Source organism: Variovorax sp. 01N425, assembly GCF_056399465.1.
Genome location: NZ_JBFTRJ010000032.1, coordinates 1 through 17,723 on the forward strand (window position 1 = coordinate 1; position 17,723 = coordinate 17,723).

The window sequence follows — 17,723 nt, forward strand, 5'->3', positions numbered from 1 at the left end:
CCTGCGGCCTCCTCCTTGATTTCGCTGCGGGGAGCACCCGATGCTCTGTGCACGAGGGCACGCTCGTTGTGCATCGCTGATCAACCACCGCTCCGCATAACGCTCCCGCTGATGGGGTGCCTTGCGCAGCGAAATCAAGGGGGAGGCCGCAGGCCGGAGGACATTCGCGGAGCAAGGTACCCCGTCGGCGGGAGCGCGCCCCGAACAACAGCGCCAAGCCGAACAACGCCAAGCCGAACAGCAGCGCCAAGCGAGCGCGCAAAAGGCGTGGCATGCTGGCGCATGGCCCATTCCACACCGCTTTCCGACTCCCCGGCCCAGCCTTCGTCTTTCCACCGCCGCCCGGTCCCCCTCGCCAAGGCCTACCGCCTGCTCAACCACGGCCCCACCGTCCTCGTGAGTGCCGCGCATGGCGGCCAGCGCAACATCATGGCTGCGGCGTGGGCAATGCCGCTGGATTTCGATCCGCCCAAGGTGGCGGTGGTGCTCGACAAGAGCACCTGGACGCGCGTGCTGCTCGAAGGTGCGGGCAGCTTCGCGCTGCAGGTGCCTACGCGGGCGCAGCTCGATCTCACCGATGCGCTGGGCAACAGCTCGGGCCGCGAGATCGTGGAGCGCGACGGGCACGACAAATTTGCGGCCTATGGCTTGCGGACCTTTGCGGGCGTTGCAACCGAGGCGCCGCTGCTGGAAGGCTGCGCGGCCTGGCTCGAATGCCGCCTGCTGCCCGAGCCGCCGATCCAGCAGCGCTACGACCTATTCCTGGGCGAGGTGATCGCGGCGCAGGCCGATGCGCGCGTGTTCGCCGACGGCCGATGGAACTTCACCGGGCATGACGAGCTGCGCACGCTGCATCACGTGGCGGGCGGGCATTTCATCGTCGATGGCGAGGCCGTCGATGCGCGGCCGCTGGCGCCCGTGCGCCGCTAGCCTTGCCGCGCGTGGCCGGCTCCGGTTTCAGGGAACGGGGTTGCGCGCGACCGGCACCACCAGCATGCGGCGCAATGCGAGCACGCCGCACAGTCCCGCGATAAAGACGAGCAGCAAGGCCCACGCCGTGTCCGCCGTCGAGCTGCCATCCGGCCAGTCGCCGATGAAGATCGTGCCGCTGTTGTAGGCCGCATGCAGCGCAATGCACGGGATGAGCGAGCGGCTGCGCTCATAGAGCCATCCGAGCACGGTGCCCATCACCAGGCCCACGACGAACTGGTAGATGTTCAGGTGCGCGGCGCCGAAGAGCAGCGCCGAGCCCACGATGGCCTGCCAGCGCGAATAGCGCAGCAAAAACCCGCGCAGCACGATGCCGCGGAACAGCATTTCCTCGAGCAGCGGCGCCATCAGGCACACGGCCAGCGTGGCCGCGACGCTGCCGTCGGCCATGCGGCTGAACATCGACTCCTCCCAGGCGGAAAGCGGCGCGATGAGAATCAGCAGGTTGAGCACGGCGCTCATCACCACCATCAGCCCCGGCACGAGCAGCAGCACGGGCGGCACGACCAGCATCAGGGTGGCGCGGGCGGAAGCCGGCGACTGGTGGAAGAGTTCGCGGTAGCTGAGCTTCTGCTGGTGCATCACCACGGCGAACACGCAGCCGTTGCCCAGCACCGCCGACAGCACGCCGAGCTGCATGCCGTTCAGCCCAAGCCAGCGATTGGCATCGCGCAGCGCTGCGCCGATCGCGAATTCGCAGAGAAACACCGCAAGGAACAGCAGCGCGGCCTGCGTGGCAGAGGGAAAGGCCGTGCTTTTAGGAGAAGGCATGGGCTGTTACAGCACGAACGGAATGAAGCGCCGCGTGCAGCGCATGTATTCGCGGTAGTCGTCGCCGAAGTGCGCAATGCATTCCTTCTCGTCGCTCAGGGCCGTGAGGAACAGCAGCACCGTGGCCGCCATCACCAGCGCCAGCGTGAGCCAGGTGAACTGCTTGAGGAAGGCGCCCCAGGCCAGCAGCATGAGCGCCGTGTACATCGGGTGGCGGATGTAGCGGAAGGCGCCGGTCGAAACAATGGAAGAGGTCTTCTCGAAACCGTAGAGCGCCGGATCGTCGCTGCGCGCCTCGGTCGGCTTGCTGTGGGCCTTGAGCAGTTTCACCGCATGGATCGGCAGCCAGATCGACAGCGCGAGGAATACGCAGGACAGCAGCTGGGTGAACGACAGCGGGTCCACATGCCACACCGGCAGGTTCACGATGATCAGCGCCAGCATGCATTCCCACGCGAAGAAGCGGTAGAAGCCATGCGAGCCGGGCTGGCGCAGCGGGCCGCGCGAAACATACAGCAGCGCGGCCGTACCGGCGACGAAGAGAAAGATCTGGAACCAGGCAAGCATGGCGGCCGAATTTACACGGGCCGCCCGGCTTCAGCCAGAAATGGAGAATCCGCCGTCGACCGGGATCGCGGTGCCGGTCACGTAGTCGGAGGCGGCGCTCGCAAGGAACACCGCGGTGCCGGCGATGTCGGCCGGCTGGCCCCAGCGCCCGGCAGCGGCGCGGGCCACCACGCGGTCGTAGAGGCCCGGGATCTGGCTGCGGGCGCCGTCGGTCAGCTCGGTCTCGAACCAGCCCGGCAAGATGGCATTGACCTGGATGTTGTCGGCCGCCCACGAAAGCGCGGTCGACTTGGTGAGCTGCACGATGCCCGCCTTGCTCGCGGCATAAGCGGGTGCGTAGGGTGCGCCGAAGATCGACATCATCGAGCCGATGTTGATGATCTTGCCGCCGCCGGCCGCCTTCAGGTGCGGATGCGCAGCGCGGCTGCAGAGAAAGGCGCTGGTCAGGTTGGTGTCCAGCACCAGGCGCCATTCGTCCAGCGCGAGCTGGTCGACGGGCTTGCGCACGGTGGTGCCGGCGTTGTTGACGAGGATGTCGAGGCGGCCGCAGCGCGCGGCTGCTTCGTCGACCGCCTTCTGCACCGAGGCTTCGTCGGCCACGTCGACTTCGAGCGCGAAGCTGTCGCTGCCCAGGGCCCGGAGCGCCTCGACCGCGGCGGCCGACTTCTGCATGTTGCGCGCGGCAATGACGACGCGGGCGCCGGCCTTGGCCAGCCCCTGGGCCATGCCCAGGCCGATGCCGCCGTTGCCGCCGGTGACGAGCGCTGCTTTTCCTGTGAGATCGAACATCAGGTGGTTTCTGGTTTCTTGGAGACGAGGGTCAGGATATCGTAGCTCGCGACCAGCTCGCCGTCCTGGTTCGTCACCTCCACGTCCCAGGCCACCACGCCCTGTCCCTGGCCGCTCGCGTCCTTCCTGTTGCGGTCGATCTTGCGCTTGCAAGTGAGGCGTGCGCGGATGGTGTCGCCGATGCCCACGGGCTTCACGAAGCGCAGCGTGTCGAGGCCGTAGTTGGCAAGCACCGGGCCCGGCGCGGGCGACACGAACAGGCCCGCCGCGGCCGACAGCACGAAGTAGCCGTGCGCGATGCGCTTGCCGAACGGCGACTCCCTGGCCGCCACCTCGTCGAAATGCATGTAGAAATAGTCGCCCGAGATGCCGCCGAAGGCCACGATGTCGGCCTCGCCGACGGTGCGGCGGTGCGTGAGCAGCGAGTCGCCGATGCGCAGGTCCTCGAAGTGGCGGCGGAACGGGTGCACCTCGCTCTCGCGCACGGCCGCGCCGCGCACGTGTTCGCCGGTGATCGCGGCCAGCATGGTGGGCGAGCCCTGCACCGCGGCGCGCTGCAGGTAGTGCTTCACCGCGCGCAGGCCGCCGAGCTCTTCGCCGCCGCCCGCGCGGCCCGGGCCGCCATGCTTGAGCTGCGGCAGCGGCGAGCCGTGGCCGGTTGATTCGGCCGCGGCCTCGCGGTCGAGCACCAGCAGGCGGCCATGCCATGCGGCGGCCACCGGAATGGCCCTGGCCGCGATGGCCGGGTCGCGCGTGACCAGCGTGCCGACCAGGCTGCCGCGCCCGCGCGCGGCCAGCGCCAGGGCTTCGTCGATGCCGTCAGCACTGTCATAAGGCATCAGCGTGCTGACGGGGCCGAAGGCTTCGACATCGTGCGCGGCATCGTGTTCGAGGGGCCTCCGGCTCAGGAGCAGCGTCGGCGCGAAGAAGGCGCCATCGGCCACGCCGTCACCCACCGGCGAGAAGCCGTCGCGCTCGCCGTACACCAGCTCGGCGCCCTGCAGCAGCGTGGCGACGCGCTCGGCCACGTCGGCCTGCTGCGCGTGCGAGGCAAGAGCGCCCATGCGCACCTCTTCGCGCGAGGGATCGCCGATGACGGTCTTGGCCAGCCGCGCGCGAAGGCGTTCGGCCACCGCATCGAGGTGCTGGCGCGGCACGATCGCGCGGCGGATCGCGGTGCACTTCTGGCCGGCCTTGACGGTCATTTCGCGCGCCACTTCCTTCACGAACAGGTCGAACTCCTCGTCGCCCGGCGTCACGTCGGGCGCGAGGATCGCGCAGTTGAGCGAGTCGGCCTCGGCGTTGAACGGGATCGAGTGGCGCACCAGGTTCGGATGCACGCGCAGCCTGGCGGCGGTGTCGGCCGAGCCGGTGAAGGTGACCACGTCGGCCCCTTCGAGCCGGTCGAGCAGGTCGCCCGTGCCGCCGATCACGAGTTGCAGGCTGCCTTCGGGCAGGATGCCCGACTGCACGATGAGCCGCACCAGCGCCTCGGTGAGGTAGCTGGTGGCCGTGGCCGGCTTGCCGATGCAGGGCATGCCCGCGAGAAAGCTGGGCGCGAATTTCTCGAGCAGCCCCCACACCGGAAAGTTGAAGGCGTTGATGTGCACCGCCACGCCGCCGCGCGGCACCAGGATGTGCGTGCCCGCAAAGCCGCCCTTCTTGCCGAGCGCAAAGGCCGGGCCTTCATGCACCAGGTTGCCCGAGGGCAGCTCGTTGCTGCCGATGCCGGCATAGGCAGCGAGCGTGCCGGCGCCGCCTTCGATGTCGATCCAGCTGTCGGTGCGCGTGGCGCCCGTGTGGGCCGAGATCGCGTAGAGCGTTTCCTTGTGGGCGGCCAGGTGCTTGGCCAGTGCCTTCAGCCGCTCGGAGCGCTGCTGGAAGTCGAGCGCCATCAGCGCGGGCAGGCCGACGCGGCGCGCGTGGGCGAGCGCTTCGGCAAAGTCGATGGCCTCGGCATGCGTGCTGGCCACGGGCTGGCCGTTGACGGCGCTGCGCAGCTGCTGCGCGCCCTGCTGGCCGATCCAGCGGCCGGCGATGTAGCTTTGAAGGGTGGTCATGCGGATGTCCTTTCGCTGTCTTGGTATTGCTCCTTCCCCTTCCGGGGGAAGGTAGGGATGGGGGCAAGTGGCGTTCGTTCGGCGCAGTGCTCTGTCAGGCGCCGCTTGCCCCCACCCCAACCCTCCCCCGGAAGGGGAGGGAGAAAATCCGGAGTCATTCCTTCTTTCCGATGCCCAGGTAGGTGTCGATGATTCTCTGGTCGTGCATCAATTCGCGTGCATGGCCTTCGAGCGCGACGGCGCCCATCTCGAGCACATAGGCCCGGTCGGCCACCTGCAGGGCGGCGCGTGCGTTCTGCTCCACCAGCAGCACCGAGACGCCATGGCTTCGCAGTTGCGAGACCACGCGCAGCACTTCGCGCACCACCAGCGGCGCCAGGCCCAGCGAGGGTTCGTCGAGCATCAGCAGCCGCGGGCGCGCCATCAGCGCGCGGCCGATGGCCAGCATCTGGCGCTCGCCGCCCGAGAGCGTCGAAGCCAGCTGCGGCTTGCGTTCGCGCAGCCGCGGGAAGATCTCGAACACTTCATCCATGCGCGCACGCTGGTCGCGCTTGCCCTTGCGCCACTGGTAGAAGCCGCCGAGCAGCAGGTTGTCCTCGACCGACATCTCGCCGAACAGCTCGCGCCGCTCGGGCACCAGCGCCACGCCGCGCGCCACCATGGTCTCGACGCTCGGGCGCGCGATGCGCTCGCCGTGCAGCATGAGCGCGCCGGTGGAAGGCAGGAGCCCCATCGCCGCGCACAGCAGCGTGGTCTTGCCCGCGCCGTTGGGGCCGATCACGGTGACGATCTCGCCTTCGTTCACATGCAGGCGCACGCTGTGCACCGCCTCGACGCTGCGGTAGGCGACGCAGAAGCCGTCGAGTTGAAGGATGGGCGTGCTCATCGTGCGTCCTCCAGCAGTTCGTCGTCGGCACCGCCCAGGTAGGCTTCGAGCACGCGCGGATTGGCCTGCACTTCGGCCGGCGTTCCGGTGGCGATCACGGTGCCGAATTCGAGCACCGTGATGCGGTCGGCCAGGTTCATCACGAATTCCATGTCGTGCTCCACCACGAGGATGCCCAGGCCTTCGGCGCGCAGCTGGTCCAGCAACACCGAAAGCGCGCGCTTCTCCAGGTGGCGCAGGCCCGCTGCGGGCTCGTCGAGCAGCAGCACCGAAGGCTGGCCGGCCAGCGCGCGTGCAATCTCGACCACGCGCTGCTGGCCCAGCGAGAGCGATGCGGCCGGCGTGTCGGCATGCGCGCCGAGGCCACAGCGTTCGATCTGGCGGCGCGCCTCGGCCATCAGCGCGGCTTCCTCGGCGCGATCCAGCCGCAGCATCGCGGCGAGCCATCCGCGCCTGGCGCGCAGGTGGGCGCCGAGCGCCACGTTCTCGGCCACGCTGCGCGCACCGAGCAGGCGCACATGCTGGAAGGTGCGGCCCAGGCCCAGCGCGGCGAACACGCGCGAGGGCCTGGCCGTCATCGCCTGGCCCGCGAGCCGCACTTCGCCGGCGCTCGGATCGTCCACGCCCGAGACCATGTTGAAGAAGGTGCTCTTGCCCGCGCCGTTCGGTCCGATCAGCGCATGGATCTCGCCGGCCTTCAGCGTCATCGAGATGTCGTTATTGGCCACCAGGCCGCCGAAGCGCTTGCTGACCTTGGTGGCCTGCAGCAGCACCTCGCCCCGGGCGGGCAGGTTGCGGTGCGCGAGCTGCACGGCCGGCGCGGTAGGGCTCGCGGCCGGGGCATGTGGGCGCACCCAGCGGCTGGCGATGCGCGCGAGCGTGGGCCACAGGCCGTCCGCGAAGCGCTGCAGCACGAACAGCATGAGCAGGCCGAACACGATCACTTCGAAGTTTCCGCTGCTGCCCAGCAGCGATGGCAGCACGTCCTGCAGCTTTTCCTTCAGCAGCGTGATGAGCGCGGCGCCCAGCACCGCACCCCACAGGTGGCCCGCGCCGCCCACCACCGCCATGAACAGCAGCTCGATGCCGATGTTCAGGTTGAAGGGCGTCGGATTCACGAAGCGCTGCAGGTGCGCATAGAGCCAGCCCGAGACGGCCGCCAGCAGCGCAGCCAGCACGAACAGCTTCACGCGGTGGCGGGCGGTGTCCACACCCATCGACTCGGCCATCAGCCGGCCGCCCTTGAGCGCGCGGATGGCCCGGCCTTCGCGCGAGTCGAGCAGGTTGTGCATGGCCCACAGCGCGAGCAGCAGCACGGCCCAGATCACCACGCCCAGCGCGCGCGGCGTGGCCAGCGAGTAGCCGGCAATCACCAATGGCGGCACGCCGGTGATGCCCGTCTGCCCGCCGAGGAAGTCCATGTTGCCGAGCAGGTAGTACAGGCTCAGGCCCCAGGCGATGGTGCACAGCGGCAGGTAGTGGCCCTGCAGCTTGAGCGTGACCGCGCCCAGCGCCCAGGCCAGCGCAAAGGTGAAGGCGAGGCCGAGCATCAGCCCGGCCCACGGCAGCAGCGCGGGGCCCACGGCGCCGCCCAGCCATGCGGCGGCCATGGGCGAGGTGCAGATCCACGCGGTGGCGTAGGCACCCATGCCGACGAATGCGGCTTGGCCGAAGGAGGTCATGCCGCCCACGCCGGTGAGCATCACCAGCCCGGCCGCGACCAGCGCATAGAGCCCGATGTTGCTGAGGACCGAGACCGTGAACTCCGGCAGGAAGCCCCAGGCGAGGGCCAGCGCCGCCACGCAGGCGAGCGTCAGCTGCCGGGGCGTGACCAGCGCGCGGCCGGCCGGTGCGGCGGCGGTTGCAGTGGTGCTGGACGGGGTGTTGTTCATTCCTCGTCCTCCACATGGTGGCTGTGCAGCGAACGCCACCACAGCACCGGAATGATCAGCGTGAAGACCAGCACCTCCTTGAACGGACTGGCCCAGAACGAGGCAAAGGCCTCGAGCTGCCCGACCAGCAGCGCGCCCGCGAGCGCCAGCGGATAGCTCGCCAGCCCGCCCACGATGGCGGCGACGAAGCCTTTCAGCCCGATCAGGAAGCCGGTGTCGTAGTACACCGTGGTGAGCGGCGCAATCAGCAGGCCCGAAACCGCGCCGATGAGCGCCGCAAGCGCAAAGCTCAGGTCGCCCGAGAGCTCCGTCGGAATGCCCGACAGCCGCGCGCCCACGCGGTTGATGGCGGTGGCGCGCAGCGCCTTGCCGATCATCGAGCGGCCGAAGAACAGGAACATCGCAAGCACCAGCAGCAGCGTGACGCCGACCACCACCAGCGACTGCCCGCCGACCGGGATGCCGCCGATGTCGAAGCGCTCCTCGGAGAACGCCGTGGTGCGATAGCCCTCGGCACCGAAGAACAGGAGGCCCAGGCCCACCAGCACGCCATGCAGCGCGACGGAAACGATCAGCAGCATCAGCACGTTGGCGCTGGCCAGTGGCCGGTAGGCCAGGCGATAGAGCAGCGGCCCGAGCGGCATGATGAGCAGCAGCGTGGCGAGCGCCTGGCCCGCCATCGACGTGGGCTTGAGCAGCAGCACCAGCGCGGCCGCGGCCAGCGGCAGCACCACGCACCATGCGAGCGCGGAGGCCCAGTCGACCACCGCGCCGCGCTTCCAGCGCCAGAACTCGACCACCAGCACCATCGCCGCCAGCGCGAGCAGCAGCCACAGCGTGGCCGGCACGCGGCCGGCCTGCAGCACCGCCATCGAGAGCGCCCCGAAGGCGACGAACTCGCCCTGGGGAATGAAGATGACGCGCGTGACCGAGAACACCAGCACCAGCGCGAGCGCCATCAATCCGTAGACGGCGCCGTTCACGATGCCGTCCTGCCCCAGAAGCAGGGCGATCTGCAGATCCATAGAAAAACCTTCGGGCCTTGCCCGTGTGTCGAATCAGTGTCCGGCGCGAGCCCCCACCCCGACCCTCCCCCGGGAGGGGAGGGAGCAAGACCTGCGATCAGGGTTGGTATTTCCAGGCGCCGTTCTCGATCTTGACCATGACCCGGGCACGCTGGTCGAGACCCAGATGATCGTTGGCGGTCATGTTGAACACGCCGTGCGCGCCCGACACTTCCTTGACCTGCTCGAGCGCATCGCGCAGCGCGGCGCGGAATTCGGGCGTGCCGGGCTGCGCCTTCTTGAGCGCCACCGGCACGGCCGAGGTCATCAAGAGGCCCGCGTCCCAGGCGTGCGCGCCGAAGGTCGACACCGAGTTCTTGCCGTTCGCGGCCTCGTAGGCGGTGACGTAGGCCATGGCCGATTTCTTCACCGGATGGCTCGCGGGCAGCTGCTCGGCCACCAGCACCGGGCCGGCAGGCAGGAAGGTGCCTTCCACGTCCTTGCCGCCGACGCGCAGGAAGTCGGCATTGGCCACGCCGTGCGTCTGGTACATCTTGCCGGTGTAGCCGCGCTCCTTGAGCGTCTTCTGCGGCAGCGCGGCCGGCGTGCCCGAGCCCGCGACCAGCACCGCGTCGGCCTTGGCGGCCATGATCTTCAGCGCCTGGCCGGTCACCGAGGTGTCGGTGCGCGCATAGCGCTCGTTGGCCACGATCTTGAGCTTCTTCAGCTCCGCCGCTTTGGCGAATTCCTGCGACCAGCCCTCGCCGTACGCATCGGAAAAGCCGATGAAGGCCACCGTCTTCACGCCGCTCGCGGCCATGTGCTCGGCAATGGCGAGCGACATCATGATGTCGTTCTGCGGCGTCTTGAAGACCCACTGCTTCTTGGCATCCATGGGCTCGACGATGCGGGCCGACGCGGCAATCGAGATCATCGGCGTCTTGGCTTCGCTCACCACGTCGATCATCGCGAGCGAGTTGGGCGTGGTGGTCGAGCCCAGCACGATGTCGACCTTGTTCTCGGCGATGAGCTTGCGCGTGTTGGCCACCGCGGCCGTGGTGTCGGAGGCGTCGTCCAGCACGATGTAGTTGATCTTCTGGCCGCCGATGGTCTTGGGCATCAGCGCAATGGTGTTCTTCTCGGGAATGCCGAGCGAGGCGGCCGGGCCGGTGGCCGACAGCGTCACGCCCACATTGACGTCGGCCCAGGCCGCGGCGGCGGTGGCGCACAGCGCGGCGATCAGCAGGGGCTTGAAGAAGAATTTCATTTTGGACTTGTCTCCGGGTTGAAAAATCGTTGTGGCGTCAACGCTCGTCGAAGGACAAGGTGACGCGTTCTGTGAGAGGGTGGGCCTGGCAGGTCAGCACGAATCCCGCGGCTACTTCATTCTTGTCGAGCGCAAAGTTTCTTTCCATGCGGACTTCCCCCTCCACCAGCTTCGCGCGGCAGGTGCCGCACACGCCGGAGGTGCAGGAGAACGGCACTTCGAGCCCGGCGGCCGACGCCGCATCGAGGATGCTCGGCTGCCCTTCGGTGAAAGTGATCTCGCGCTGCAGCCCGTCGCGCACGATGGTGATGCGCGCCTGCTTGGCATCGCCGGGCAGCGCTTCGTGCACCACCGCACCCACCTGGCCCGCTGACGCGGCCGAAGGCAGCGCGACGCCGAAGCGCTCGATGTGGATGCGCTCCTCGGGCACGCCCGCGGCCAGCAGCGCGGCCTCGGCCTCGTCGTTCATCTGGAACGGGCCGCAGATGTAGGCGTGGTCGATGCCGGCCGCCGGCACCAGCGTGTTCAGGAATTCGCCGATCTTCTCGCGGTTCATCACGCCGCGGCCGAGCGGCGAATCGGTCTGCTCGTCGGAGAACACCAGCTGCAGCGCGAGCCGCGTCATGTAGCGGTTCTTCAGGTCCTCGATCTCTTCCTTGAACATCGTGGACTGCAGCTGCCGGTTGCCGTAGATCAGCGTGAAGCGGCTCAGCGGCTCGCGCGCCAGCACGGTCTTCATGATCGAGAGAATGGGCGTGATGCCGCTGCCGCCCGCAATGCCGACGTGGTGCCGTGCGGAGCCCGGCTCGATCGGCACGAAGAAGCGGCCCTGCGGCGCCATCACCTGCACCGTGTCGCCGGGCTGCAGGTGCGCGTTGATCCAGTTGGAGAACACGCCGCCTTGCACCTTGCGCACGCCCACGCGCAGCTCGCCGTCGTCCAGGCCGGCGCAGATCGAATACGAGCGGCGAAGGTCCTGCCCGTCGATGTCGCGCCGCAGCGTGAGGTACTGGCCCTGCGTGAAGCCGAAGACTTGCTGCAGCTCGGGCGGCACTTCGAAGGAGACGATGACGGCCTCCGAGGTGTCGGGTTCGACGGCCTTCACGCGCAGGGGGTGGAAGAGGGTGCTCATCGCTCAGATCGGCTTGAAGTGTTCGAAGGGTTCGCGGCAGGCGAGGCAGCGGTAGAGCGCCTTGCATGCGGTGGAGCCGAAGGCGGAGAGGCGTTCGGTGCGCTCGCTCGCGCAGCGCGGGCAGGCAATGCGTTCGCCGCCGGCGATGCGGCCGAAGAGGCGGATGGGCATGGCGGTGCCGGCTGCAGCTTCGGGCGTGAGGTGGGCCGGCGGCGCGATGCCGTAGGCCTTGAGCCTGGCGCGGCCTTCTTCGCTGATCCAGTCGCTGCTCCAGGCGGGCGCGCGGCGCAGCGTGGCGCGTGCGCGGCCGAGGCCCGCCTTTTCGATGGCGGCCAGCACGTCGTGCTCGATGGCCTCGGTCGCAGGGCAGCCCGAGTAGGTCGGCGTGAGCACGATCTCCAGCCCGTCCTCATGTTCGATCACCTCGCGCACGATGCCCAGGTCGCAGACCGACACGGCCGGCACCTCGGGGTCGAGCACGGTGTGCAGCACGGCCCAGGCCGCGTCGATGCGCGATGCAATGGCGGTGCTCACCACACGCCTCCGGGATAGCTGCGCTGCAGGTGCTGCATCTCGGCCAGGATGTAGCCCATGTGCTCGCTGTGCACGCCCTGCTTGCCGGTGCTGCGGAAGGCAGTCTCCTGCGGCATGGCGAGCCCGGCGGCGTCGAGCACCTGCTGCATCTCGGCAAGCCACGGCTCGTGCAGTTCGCTCCATGCGGGGCCGAGGCCGCTTGCGCTGGCTTGCGCATCGACCGCATCGCTCTCGAACAGCTCGGGCATGTAGAGCCAGAGCTGCTTCAGCGCCTTTTCCGTGCGGCGGCGCGATTCGTCGGTGCCGTCGCCGAGCCGCACGACCCAGTCGCCGGAATGCTGCTGGTGGTAGCGCGCTTCCTTCACGGCCTTGCCGGCGATGGCGGCCACTTCGGCATCGCTCGATGCGGCAAGGCGTTGCCACAGCAGCTTGAGCAGCGTGGCGACCATGGTGTTACGCACCACGGCAAAGGCAAAGTCGCCGCGCGGCAGCTCGACCAGCGTGAGGTTGAAGTAGTCGCGCTCGTCGCGCAGGTAGGCGAGCTGGTCTTCGTCATGTTCGCGGCCTTCGCCTTCGAGCTTGCCGGCGTGCGTGAGCAGTGCGCGGGCCTGGCCGACGAGGTCGAGCGCGATGTTGGCCATCGCGATGTCTTCTTCCAGCACGGGCGCATGGCCGCACCATTCGCCGAGGCGCTGCGCGAGCACGAGGCAGGTGTCGCCTATGCGCAGCAGGTATTGCACGGCGGGGGTGCGGTTCAGTTCTATGGATGCTTGCATGGCGCCGCTCACATGTGGTCCACGGACTTGGGCAACTTGTAGAAGGTCGGATGCCGGTACACCTTGTCCTCCGCCGGATCGAAGAACATGTCCTTGTCCCCCGGGTCGCTCGCCACGATCTGGTCCGAGCGCACCACCCAGATGCTGCTGCCTTCCTGGCGGCGCGTGTAGACGTCGCGCGCCATCTGGATCGCCATCTTCGGATCGGCCGCGTGCAGGCTGCCGCAATGCTTGTGGTCGAGACCGGCCTTGCTGCGCACGAACACTTCCCACAAGGGCCACTCTTGCTGGATATCGGCGCTCATGCGGCCTCCTTCATCGGTTGCTTGTTGGCGTAGGCCATCGCGGCTTCGCGCACCCACGCGCCTTCTTCCCAGGCATCGACGCGGGCCTGCAGGCGTTCGCGGTTGCAGGGACCGTCGCCGCCGATCACGCGCCAGAACTCGCTCCAGTCGATGGCGCCGAAGTCGTGCGCCTGGCGCTCTTCGTTCCACTTGAGGTCGGGGTCGGGCAGGGTCACGCCGAGGATGCGCGCCTGCTCGACGGCGGCGTCGATGAACTTCTGGCGCAGCTCGTCATTGCTGAAGCGCTTGATGCCCCAGCGCATCGACTGCGCGCTGTTGGGCGACTGGTCGTCCGGCGGGCCGAACATCATGACCGAGGGCCACCACCAGCGGTTGACCGCGTCCTGCACCATCGCCTTCTGCGCCGCGGTGCCGTGCGTCATCATCGTCAGCAGGGCTTCGTAGCCCTGGCGCTGGTGGAAGCTCTCCTCGCGGCAGATGCGGATCATGGCGCGCGCATACGGTGCGTAGGAGCAGCGGCAGATCGGCACCTGGTTCATGATGGCCGCGCCATCGACCAGCCAGCCGATGGTGCCCATGTCGGCCCAGGTGAGCGTGGGGTAGTTGAAGATCGAGCTGTACTTGGCCTTACCGCTGTGCAGCGCGTCGAACATCTGGTCGCGCGAGGTGCCCAGCGTTTCGGCGGCCGCGTACAGGTACAGCCCGTGGCCGCCTTCGTCCTGCACCTTGGCCAGCAGGATGGCCTTGCGCTTGAGCGTGGGCGCGCGGCCGATCCAGTTGCCTTCGGGCAGCATGCCGACGATCTCCGAATGCGCATGCTGGCTGATCTGGCGCACCAGCGTCTTGCGGTAGTGCTCGGGCATCCAGTCCTTCGCCTCGATGAAGTCGCCGGCATCGATGTGCGCGTCGAAGCGCTCCTCGAGCCGCATTTCCTCGGCGGAGCGCACGGCTTTCTTCTGCTTGCCGTCGCCTGCGTCCTTGCCCATGGTGTCCATTGCCTGGGTGTACATGTGCGTGTCCTTTCTGTGCGGTGTGTGGGCGCGCGGGCGGCTCAGCGCGGGCGCGTGTCGATCACGCGGCGGGCCTTGCCGGTCTGCGTGCGTTCCATTTCGTCGGGGCCGTGCACGACCACGCGGGTGGAGATGCCGATGAGCGTCTTCACGCGGTGCTGCACCCAGTCGGAGATGGCGTTGCGGTCGGCCGCGGCGGCCTCGTGCGGTGTGAGTTCGCAGTGCACCTCGACCTGGTCGAGCAGGCCTTCGCGGCTCACGCGCACCTGGTACAGGCCGGTGAGCGCGCTGTGCGCGAGCACGATCTCTTCGACCTGCGTGGGAAAGACGTTGACGCCGCGGATGATCATCATGTCGTCGCTGCGCCCGACGATCTTGCCCATGCGGCGGAACGAACGCGAGGTGGGCGGCAACAGGCGCGTGAGGTCGCGCGTGCGGTAGCGCACGATCGGCATGGCCTCCTTGCTGAGCGAGGTGAAGACCAGCTCGCCTTCCTCGCCGTCGGCCTTGAGCTCGCCGGTGTCGGGGTCGATGATCTCGGGATAGAAGTGGTCTTCCCAGATCACGGGGCCATCCTTGCTCTCGACGCATTCGCTGGCCACGCCCGGGCCCATCACTTCGGACAGGCCGTAGATGTCGACCGCATCGAGGCCGGCCTTGGCTTCGATGTCGCGGCGCATGGCCTCGGTCCACGGCTCGGCGCCGAAGATGCCGATCCGGAGCGAGCTGTCCTTGGCATCGAGGCCCTGGCGCTCGAACTGCTCGATGATCACCTGCATGTAGCTGGGCGTGACCATGATGATGTCGGGCTTGAAGTCCTGAATGAGTTGCACCTGCTTCTCGGTCTGGCCGCCCGACATCGGGATGACGGTGCAGCCCGCGCGCTCGGCGCCGTAGTGCGCGCCAAGGCCGCCGGTGAAGAGGCCGTAGCCGTACGACACGTGCACCATGTCGCCGGCACGGCCACCCGCGGCGCGGATGGAGCGCGCGACCAGGTCGGCCCAGGTGTCGATGTCCTTCAGCGTGTAGCCGACCACGGTCGGCTTGCCGGTGGTGCCCGACGAGGCATGGATGCGCGCCACCTGCGCGCGCGGCACGGCGAACATGCCGAAGGGGTAGTTGTCGCGCAGGTCGGTCTTCACCGTGAACGGAAACTTCGAGAGGTCGGCGAGCGACTTCAGGTCATGAGGGTGCACGCCCTTGGCATCGAAGGCCCGGCGGTAGTGCGGCACGTGGTCGTAGGCGCGCTGCAGCGTGGCGCGCAGGCGCTGGATCTGCAGCGCGGTGATCTCGTCGCGGCTCGCGGTTTCGATGGGCTCGAGCTCGCCGGGGGCAGGGTGTCTGGCTGTCATGGGCTTGTGTCTCCTCAGGCGGCAACGGCGGGGCGGCCCTTGGCGGTGTAGGAACGGCCGCGGAACATGGCGACGCGCTCGCCGCGCTGGTTGGTGATCTCGGTGTCGTACACGCCGGTGCGGCCGGCCTTCGACACTTCGAAGCAGCGTGCGGTGAGCACGTCGCCTTCGCGTGCCGGTGCGATGAAGTCGATCGAGAAGCCCGAGGCCACCGTGAGCTCGTTGTACGAGTTGCAGGCGAAGGCAAAGGTGGAATCAGCCAGCGTGGCCATGAAGCCGCCGTGGCAGATGGCGTGGCCATTGAGCATGTCGGTGCGCACGCGCATCTCGAGGGTGGCCTGGCCAGGGCCGACCTCGACGATGCGCATGCCGAGGCCCTTGGAGGCGTTGTCGTTCGCGAACATGCCGTCGCGGACGTACTCGGCGGTTTGCTGGGGGGTGCGGGTGGTGTCGGTCATTCTTGGGTTCCGCTTGTGCCGGGCTTTGTCTCCGGGGCTTCGGGGCGCTGTTGTTCGGGGCGCGTGCACAGGCCACCGGGTACTCCCCTCCGCGAATGTCCCCCGGCTTCGCCTCCTCCTTTATTTCGCTGCGGGGAGCACCCGATGCCCTGTGCACGATGGGCGCTGCCGTGGTGCTGGCCGATCAACGACTGCTCCGCATAACGCTTCCGCTGATGGGGTGCCTTGCGCAGCGAAATCAAGGGGGAGGCCGCAGGCCGGAGGACATTCGCGGAGCAAGGTACCCCGTCGGCGGGAGCGCGCCCCGAACGGCAGCGCCCTGAATGACCCTCGCCGCGATGAATAGAAAAACAAGGCTTCATCTCAGCGGTCCTTGAACACTGGCGCGCGCTTGGCGCGGAAGGCCTCGACGCCCTCGCGGTAGTCGCCACCATTGCCCATCTCGCGTTGGATGCGCGCTTCTTCGGCCAGCGCTGCATCGAGGTCCAGGCCCTGTGCCGCCGCCATGGCCTGGCGCGTGGCGACCAGGGCGCGGGTCGGCATGGTGGCCAGCTTCGAGGCGAGCGCGGCGGCCGTTTCGGGCAGTGCCGCGTCGTCCACGCACTGCCAGATCAGGCCGATGCGCGCGGCCTCCTCGGCCGGCAGCTTGTCGCCCAGCATCGCCATGCCCAGCGCGCGCGCCGAGCCCACGAGCCGCGGCAGCAGCCAGGTGCCGCCGGTGTCGGGCACGAGGCCGATCCTGGTGAAGGCCTGGATGAAGCTGGCCGAGCGGCCGGCCACGACAAGGTCGCAGCACAGCGCGATGTTGGCGCCCGCGCCGGCGGCCACGCCGTTGACGGCGGCGACCACGGGCACCGGCATCGAGCGCAGGCGCGCGACGAGCGGGGCGTAGTAAGCGGAGATGACGTGGCCCAGGTCCTTGGGCGCGGCACCGGGCGCGGGGTCGGGCGCGACCGAGGGATCGGCCAGGTCCTGCCCGGCGCAGAAGGCGCGGCCCGCACCCGTGAGCAGCAGGCAGCGCACCTGCGGATCGCCGGCCGCAAGGTCCAGCGCCGCCATCAGTTCGCCATGCATTTCGGTCGTGAAGCTGTTGAGCGCCGCGGGGCGATTGAGGCTCAGCGTGCGAACGGCACCGGCATCGCTGGTGAGAACTAAAGGTTCTGGCATGGGCTTGTCTCTGATCCTTAAACACTATTGACCGACCGTCCGGTAGATTTTAAGATCGAGCTCGATGCCAGCACAAGCGGGTGGCTTCAGGGCAAACCCTGAGCCCGCAACAAAGGAGACCGATCGAATGCCCAGCTACTCCATCGACGGCGTGATTCCCGTCGTCGACCCGACGGCTTATGTGCACCCCAGCGCCGTGCTGATCGGCGACGTGATCGTCGGGCCCGGCTGCTATGTCGGCCCCTGCGCCAGCCTGCGCGGCGATTTCGGCCGCATCGTGCTGCAGGAGGGCTCCAACGTGCAGGACCACTGCTGCATCCACGGTTTTCCGGACCAGGACACGGTGGTCGAGGTCAACGGCCACATCGGCCACGGCGCGATCCTGCACAGCTGCATCGTGCGGCGCGATGCGCTGGTGGGCATGAATGCGGTGGTGATGGACGAGGCCGAGATCGGCGAGCAGGCCATCGTGGCGGCCTGCGCCTTCGTGCCGGCCGGCATGAAGGTGCCGGCGCGCTCGCTGGTGGCGGGCATTCCGGCCAAGGTGAAGAAGATGCTGAGCGAGGAAGAAATCGCCTGGAAGCTCGAAGGCACGCAGACCTACCAGGCGCTCACCGTGCGCAGCCTGGCCAGCCTGCGCGAGGTCGCGCCGCTGCAGCAGACGGAACCCGGCCGCCCGCGCCTGCCCGCCACCGAGGTGCGCTCGCTGATCGCGACGCGGCGCGGCTAGCTTCGTGCAAGATCGCGGGTTGCCCGCAACAAC

Annotated in this window: 18 protein-coding genes; 2 read left to right on the forward strand and 16 right to left on the reverse strand. The window is 68.5% G+C overall.

Annotated features, from left to right (window positions below):
- The first annotated feature begins 282 nt into the window (after window positions 1–282).
- On the forward strand, window positions 283–930 hold the full coding sequence (locus tag AC1DSC_RS31745) for a flavin reductase family protein (protein ID WP_012746371.1): 648 nt from the start codon (window positions 283–285) through the stop codon (window positions 928–930).
- 27 nt (window positions 931–957) lie between these two features.
- On the opposite strand, the gene AC1DSC_RS31750 is transcribed toward AC1DSC_RS31745, so the two are convergent.
- The 16 genes from AC1DSC_RS31750 to AC1DSC_RS31825 form a co-directional block, all read right to left on the reverse strand.
- On the reverse strand, window positions 958–1,761 hold the full coding sequence (locus AC1DSC_RS31750) for a CPBP family intramembrane glutamic endopeptidase (protein WP_062363004.1): 804 nt from the start codon (window positions 1,759–1,761) through the stop codon (window positions 958–960).
- 6 nt (window positions 1,762–1,767) lie between these two features.
- Window positions 1,768–2,328 carry a methyltransferase family protein gene (locus AC1DSC_RS31755; RefSeq protein WP_062363001.1) on the reverse strand — a complete coding sequence of 187 codons (561 nt, stop codon included), beginning with the start codon at window positions 2,326–2,328 and terminating at the stop codon, window positions 1,768–1,770.
- A 30-nt stretch (window positions 2,329–2,358) separates the two neighbouring features.
- Window positions 2,359–3,117, reverse strand: coding sequence for an SDR family NAD(P)-dependent oxidoreductase (locus AC1DSC_RS31760; RefSeq protein WP_018906485.1), 759 nt, complete (start codon window positions 3,115–3,117; stop codon window positions 2,359–2,361).
- The gene (gene paaZ, locus AC1DSC_RS31765; protein ID WP_062362999.1) at window positions 3,117–5,177 is read right to left on the reverse strand and encodes a phenylacetic acid degradation bifunctional protein PaaZ; all 2,061 of its coding nucleotides are present in this window, start codon (window positions 5,175–5,177) and stop codon (window positions 3,117–3,119) included. Before paaZ ends, AC1DSC_RS31760 begins: the two co-directional genes overlap by 1 nt.
- Window positions 5,178–5,331: 154 nt before the next feature.
- Window positions 5,332–6,063, reverse strand: coding sequence for an ABC transporter ATP-binding protein (locus AC1DSC_RS31770; protein ID WP_062362996.1), 732 nt, complete (start codon window positions 6,061–6,063; stop codon window positions 5,332–5,334).
- On the reverse strand, window positions 6,060–7,955 hold the full coding sequence (locus tag AC1DSC_RS31775) for a branched-chain amino acid ABC transporter ATP-binding protein/permease (RefSeq protein WP_012746377.1): 1,896 nt from the start codon (window positions 7,953–7,955) through the stop codon (window positions 6,060–6,062). Before AC1DSC_RS31775 ends, AC1DSC_RS31770 begins: the two co-directional genes overlap by 4 nt.
- Window positions 7,952–8,980 (reverse strand): branched-chain amino acid ABC transporter permease, encoded by a 1,029-nt coding sequence (locus AC1DSC_RS31780; protein WP_012746378.1) that lies wholly within the window; start codon window positions 8,978–8,980, stop codon window positions 7,952–7,954. The genes AC1DSC_RS31775 and AC1DSC_RS31780 overlap by 4 nt, the downstream gene beginning before the upstream one ends.
- A gap of 97 nt (window positions 8,981–9,077) precedes the next feature.
- Entirely contained in the window at window positions 9,078–10,226 is a 1,149-nt protein-coding gene (locus AC1DSC_RS31785) for an ABC transporter substrate-binding protein (protein WP_012746379.1), read from the reverse strand.
- Window positions 10,227–10,263: 37 nt separating this feature from the next.
- On the reverse strand, window positions 10,264–11,358 hold the full coding sequence (paaE, locus tag AC1DSC_RS31790; RefSeq protein WP_012746380.1) for a 1,2-phenylacetyl-CoA epoxidase subunit PaaE: 1,095 nt from the start codon (window positions 11,356–11,358) through the stop codon (window positions 10,264–10,266).
- Between the two features lie 3 nt (window positions 11,359–11,361).
- Window positions 11,362–11,892, reverse strand: coding sequence for a 1,2-phenylacetyl-CoA epoxidase subunit PaaD (gene paaD, locus AC1DSC_RS31795; RefSeq protein ID WP_012746381.1), 531 nt, complete (start codon window positions 11,890–11,892; stop codon window positions 11,362–11,364).
- The gene (gene paaC / locus AC1DSC_RS31800; RefSeq protein WP_012746382.1) at window positions 11,889–12,668 is read right to left on the reverse strand and encodes a 1,2-phenylacetyl-CoA epoxidase subunit PaaC; all 780 of its coding nucleotides are present in this window, start codon (window positions 12,666–12,668) and stop codon (window positions 11,889–11,891) included. Before paaC ends, paaD begins: the two co-directional genes overlap by 4 nt.
- A gap of 8 nt (window positions 12,669–12,676) precedes the next feature.
- On the reverse strand, window positions 12,677–12,973 hold the full coding sequence (paaB, locus tag AC1DSC_RS31805; RefSeq protein WP_012746383.1) for a 1,2-phenylacetyl-CoA epoxidase subunit PaaB: 297 nt from the start codon (window positions 12,971–12,973) through the stop codon (window positions 12,677–12,679).
- Entirely contained in the window at window positions 12,970–13,983 is a 1,014-nt protein-coding gene (gene paaA / locus AC1DSC_RS31810; protein WP_012746384.1) for a 1,2-phenylacetyl-CoA epoxidase subunit PaaA, read from the reverse strand. The genes paaB and paaA overlap by 4 nt, the downstream gene beginning before the upstream one ends.
- Before the next feature lie 41 nt (window positions 13,984–14,024).
- Window positions 14,025–15,335 carry a phenylacetate--CoA ligase PaaK gene (gene paaK, locus AC1DSC_RS31815; RefSeq protein ID WP_012746385.1) on the reverse strand — a complete coding sequence of 437 codons (1,311 nt, stop codon included), beginning with the start codon at window positions 15,333–15,335 and terminating at the stop codon, window positions 14,025–14,027.
- Window positions 15,336–15,349: 14 nt separating this feature from the next.
- Window positions 15,350–15,793 carry a hydroxyphenylacetyl-CoA thioesterase PaaI gene (gene paaI / locus AC1DSC_RS31820; RefSeq protein ID WP_012746386.1) on the reverse strand — a complete coding sequence of 148 codons (444 nt, stop codon included), beginning with the start codon at window positions 15,791–15,793 and terminating at the stop codon, window positions 15,350–15,352.
- Between the two features lie 363 nt (window positions 15,794–16,156).
- Entirely contained in the window at window positions 16,157–16,960 is an 804-nt protein-coding gene (locus AC1DSC_RS31825) for an enoyl-CoA hydratase-related protein (protein WP_012746387.1), read from the reverse strand.
- 127 nt (window positions 16,961–17,087) lie between these two features.
- On the opposite strand from AC1DSC_RS31825, the gene AC1DSC_RS31830 reads away from it, so the two are divergent.
- Window positions 17,088–17,690, forward strand: a complete 603-nt coding sequence (locus AC1DSC_RS31830; RefSeq protein ID WP_012746388.1) for a phenylacetic acid degradation protein PaaY — start codon at window positions 17,088–17,090, stop codon at window positions 17,688–17,690.
- Window positions 17,691–17,723: the final 33 nt, after the last annotated feature.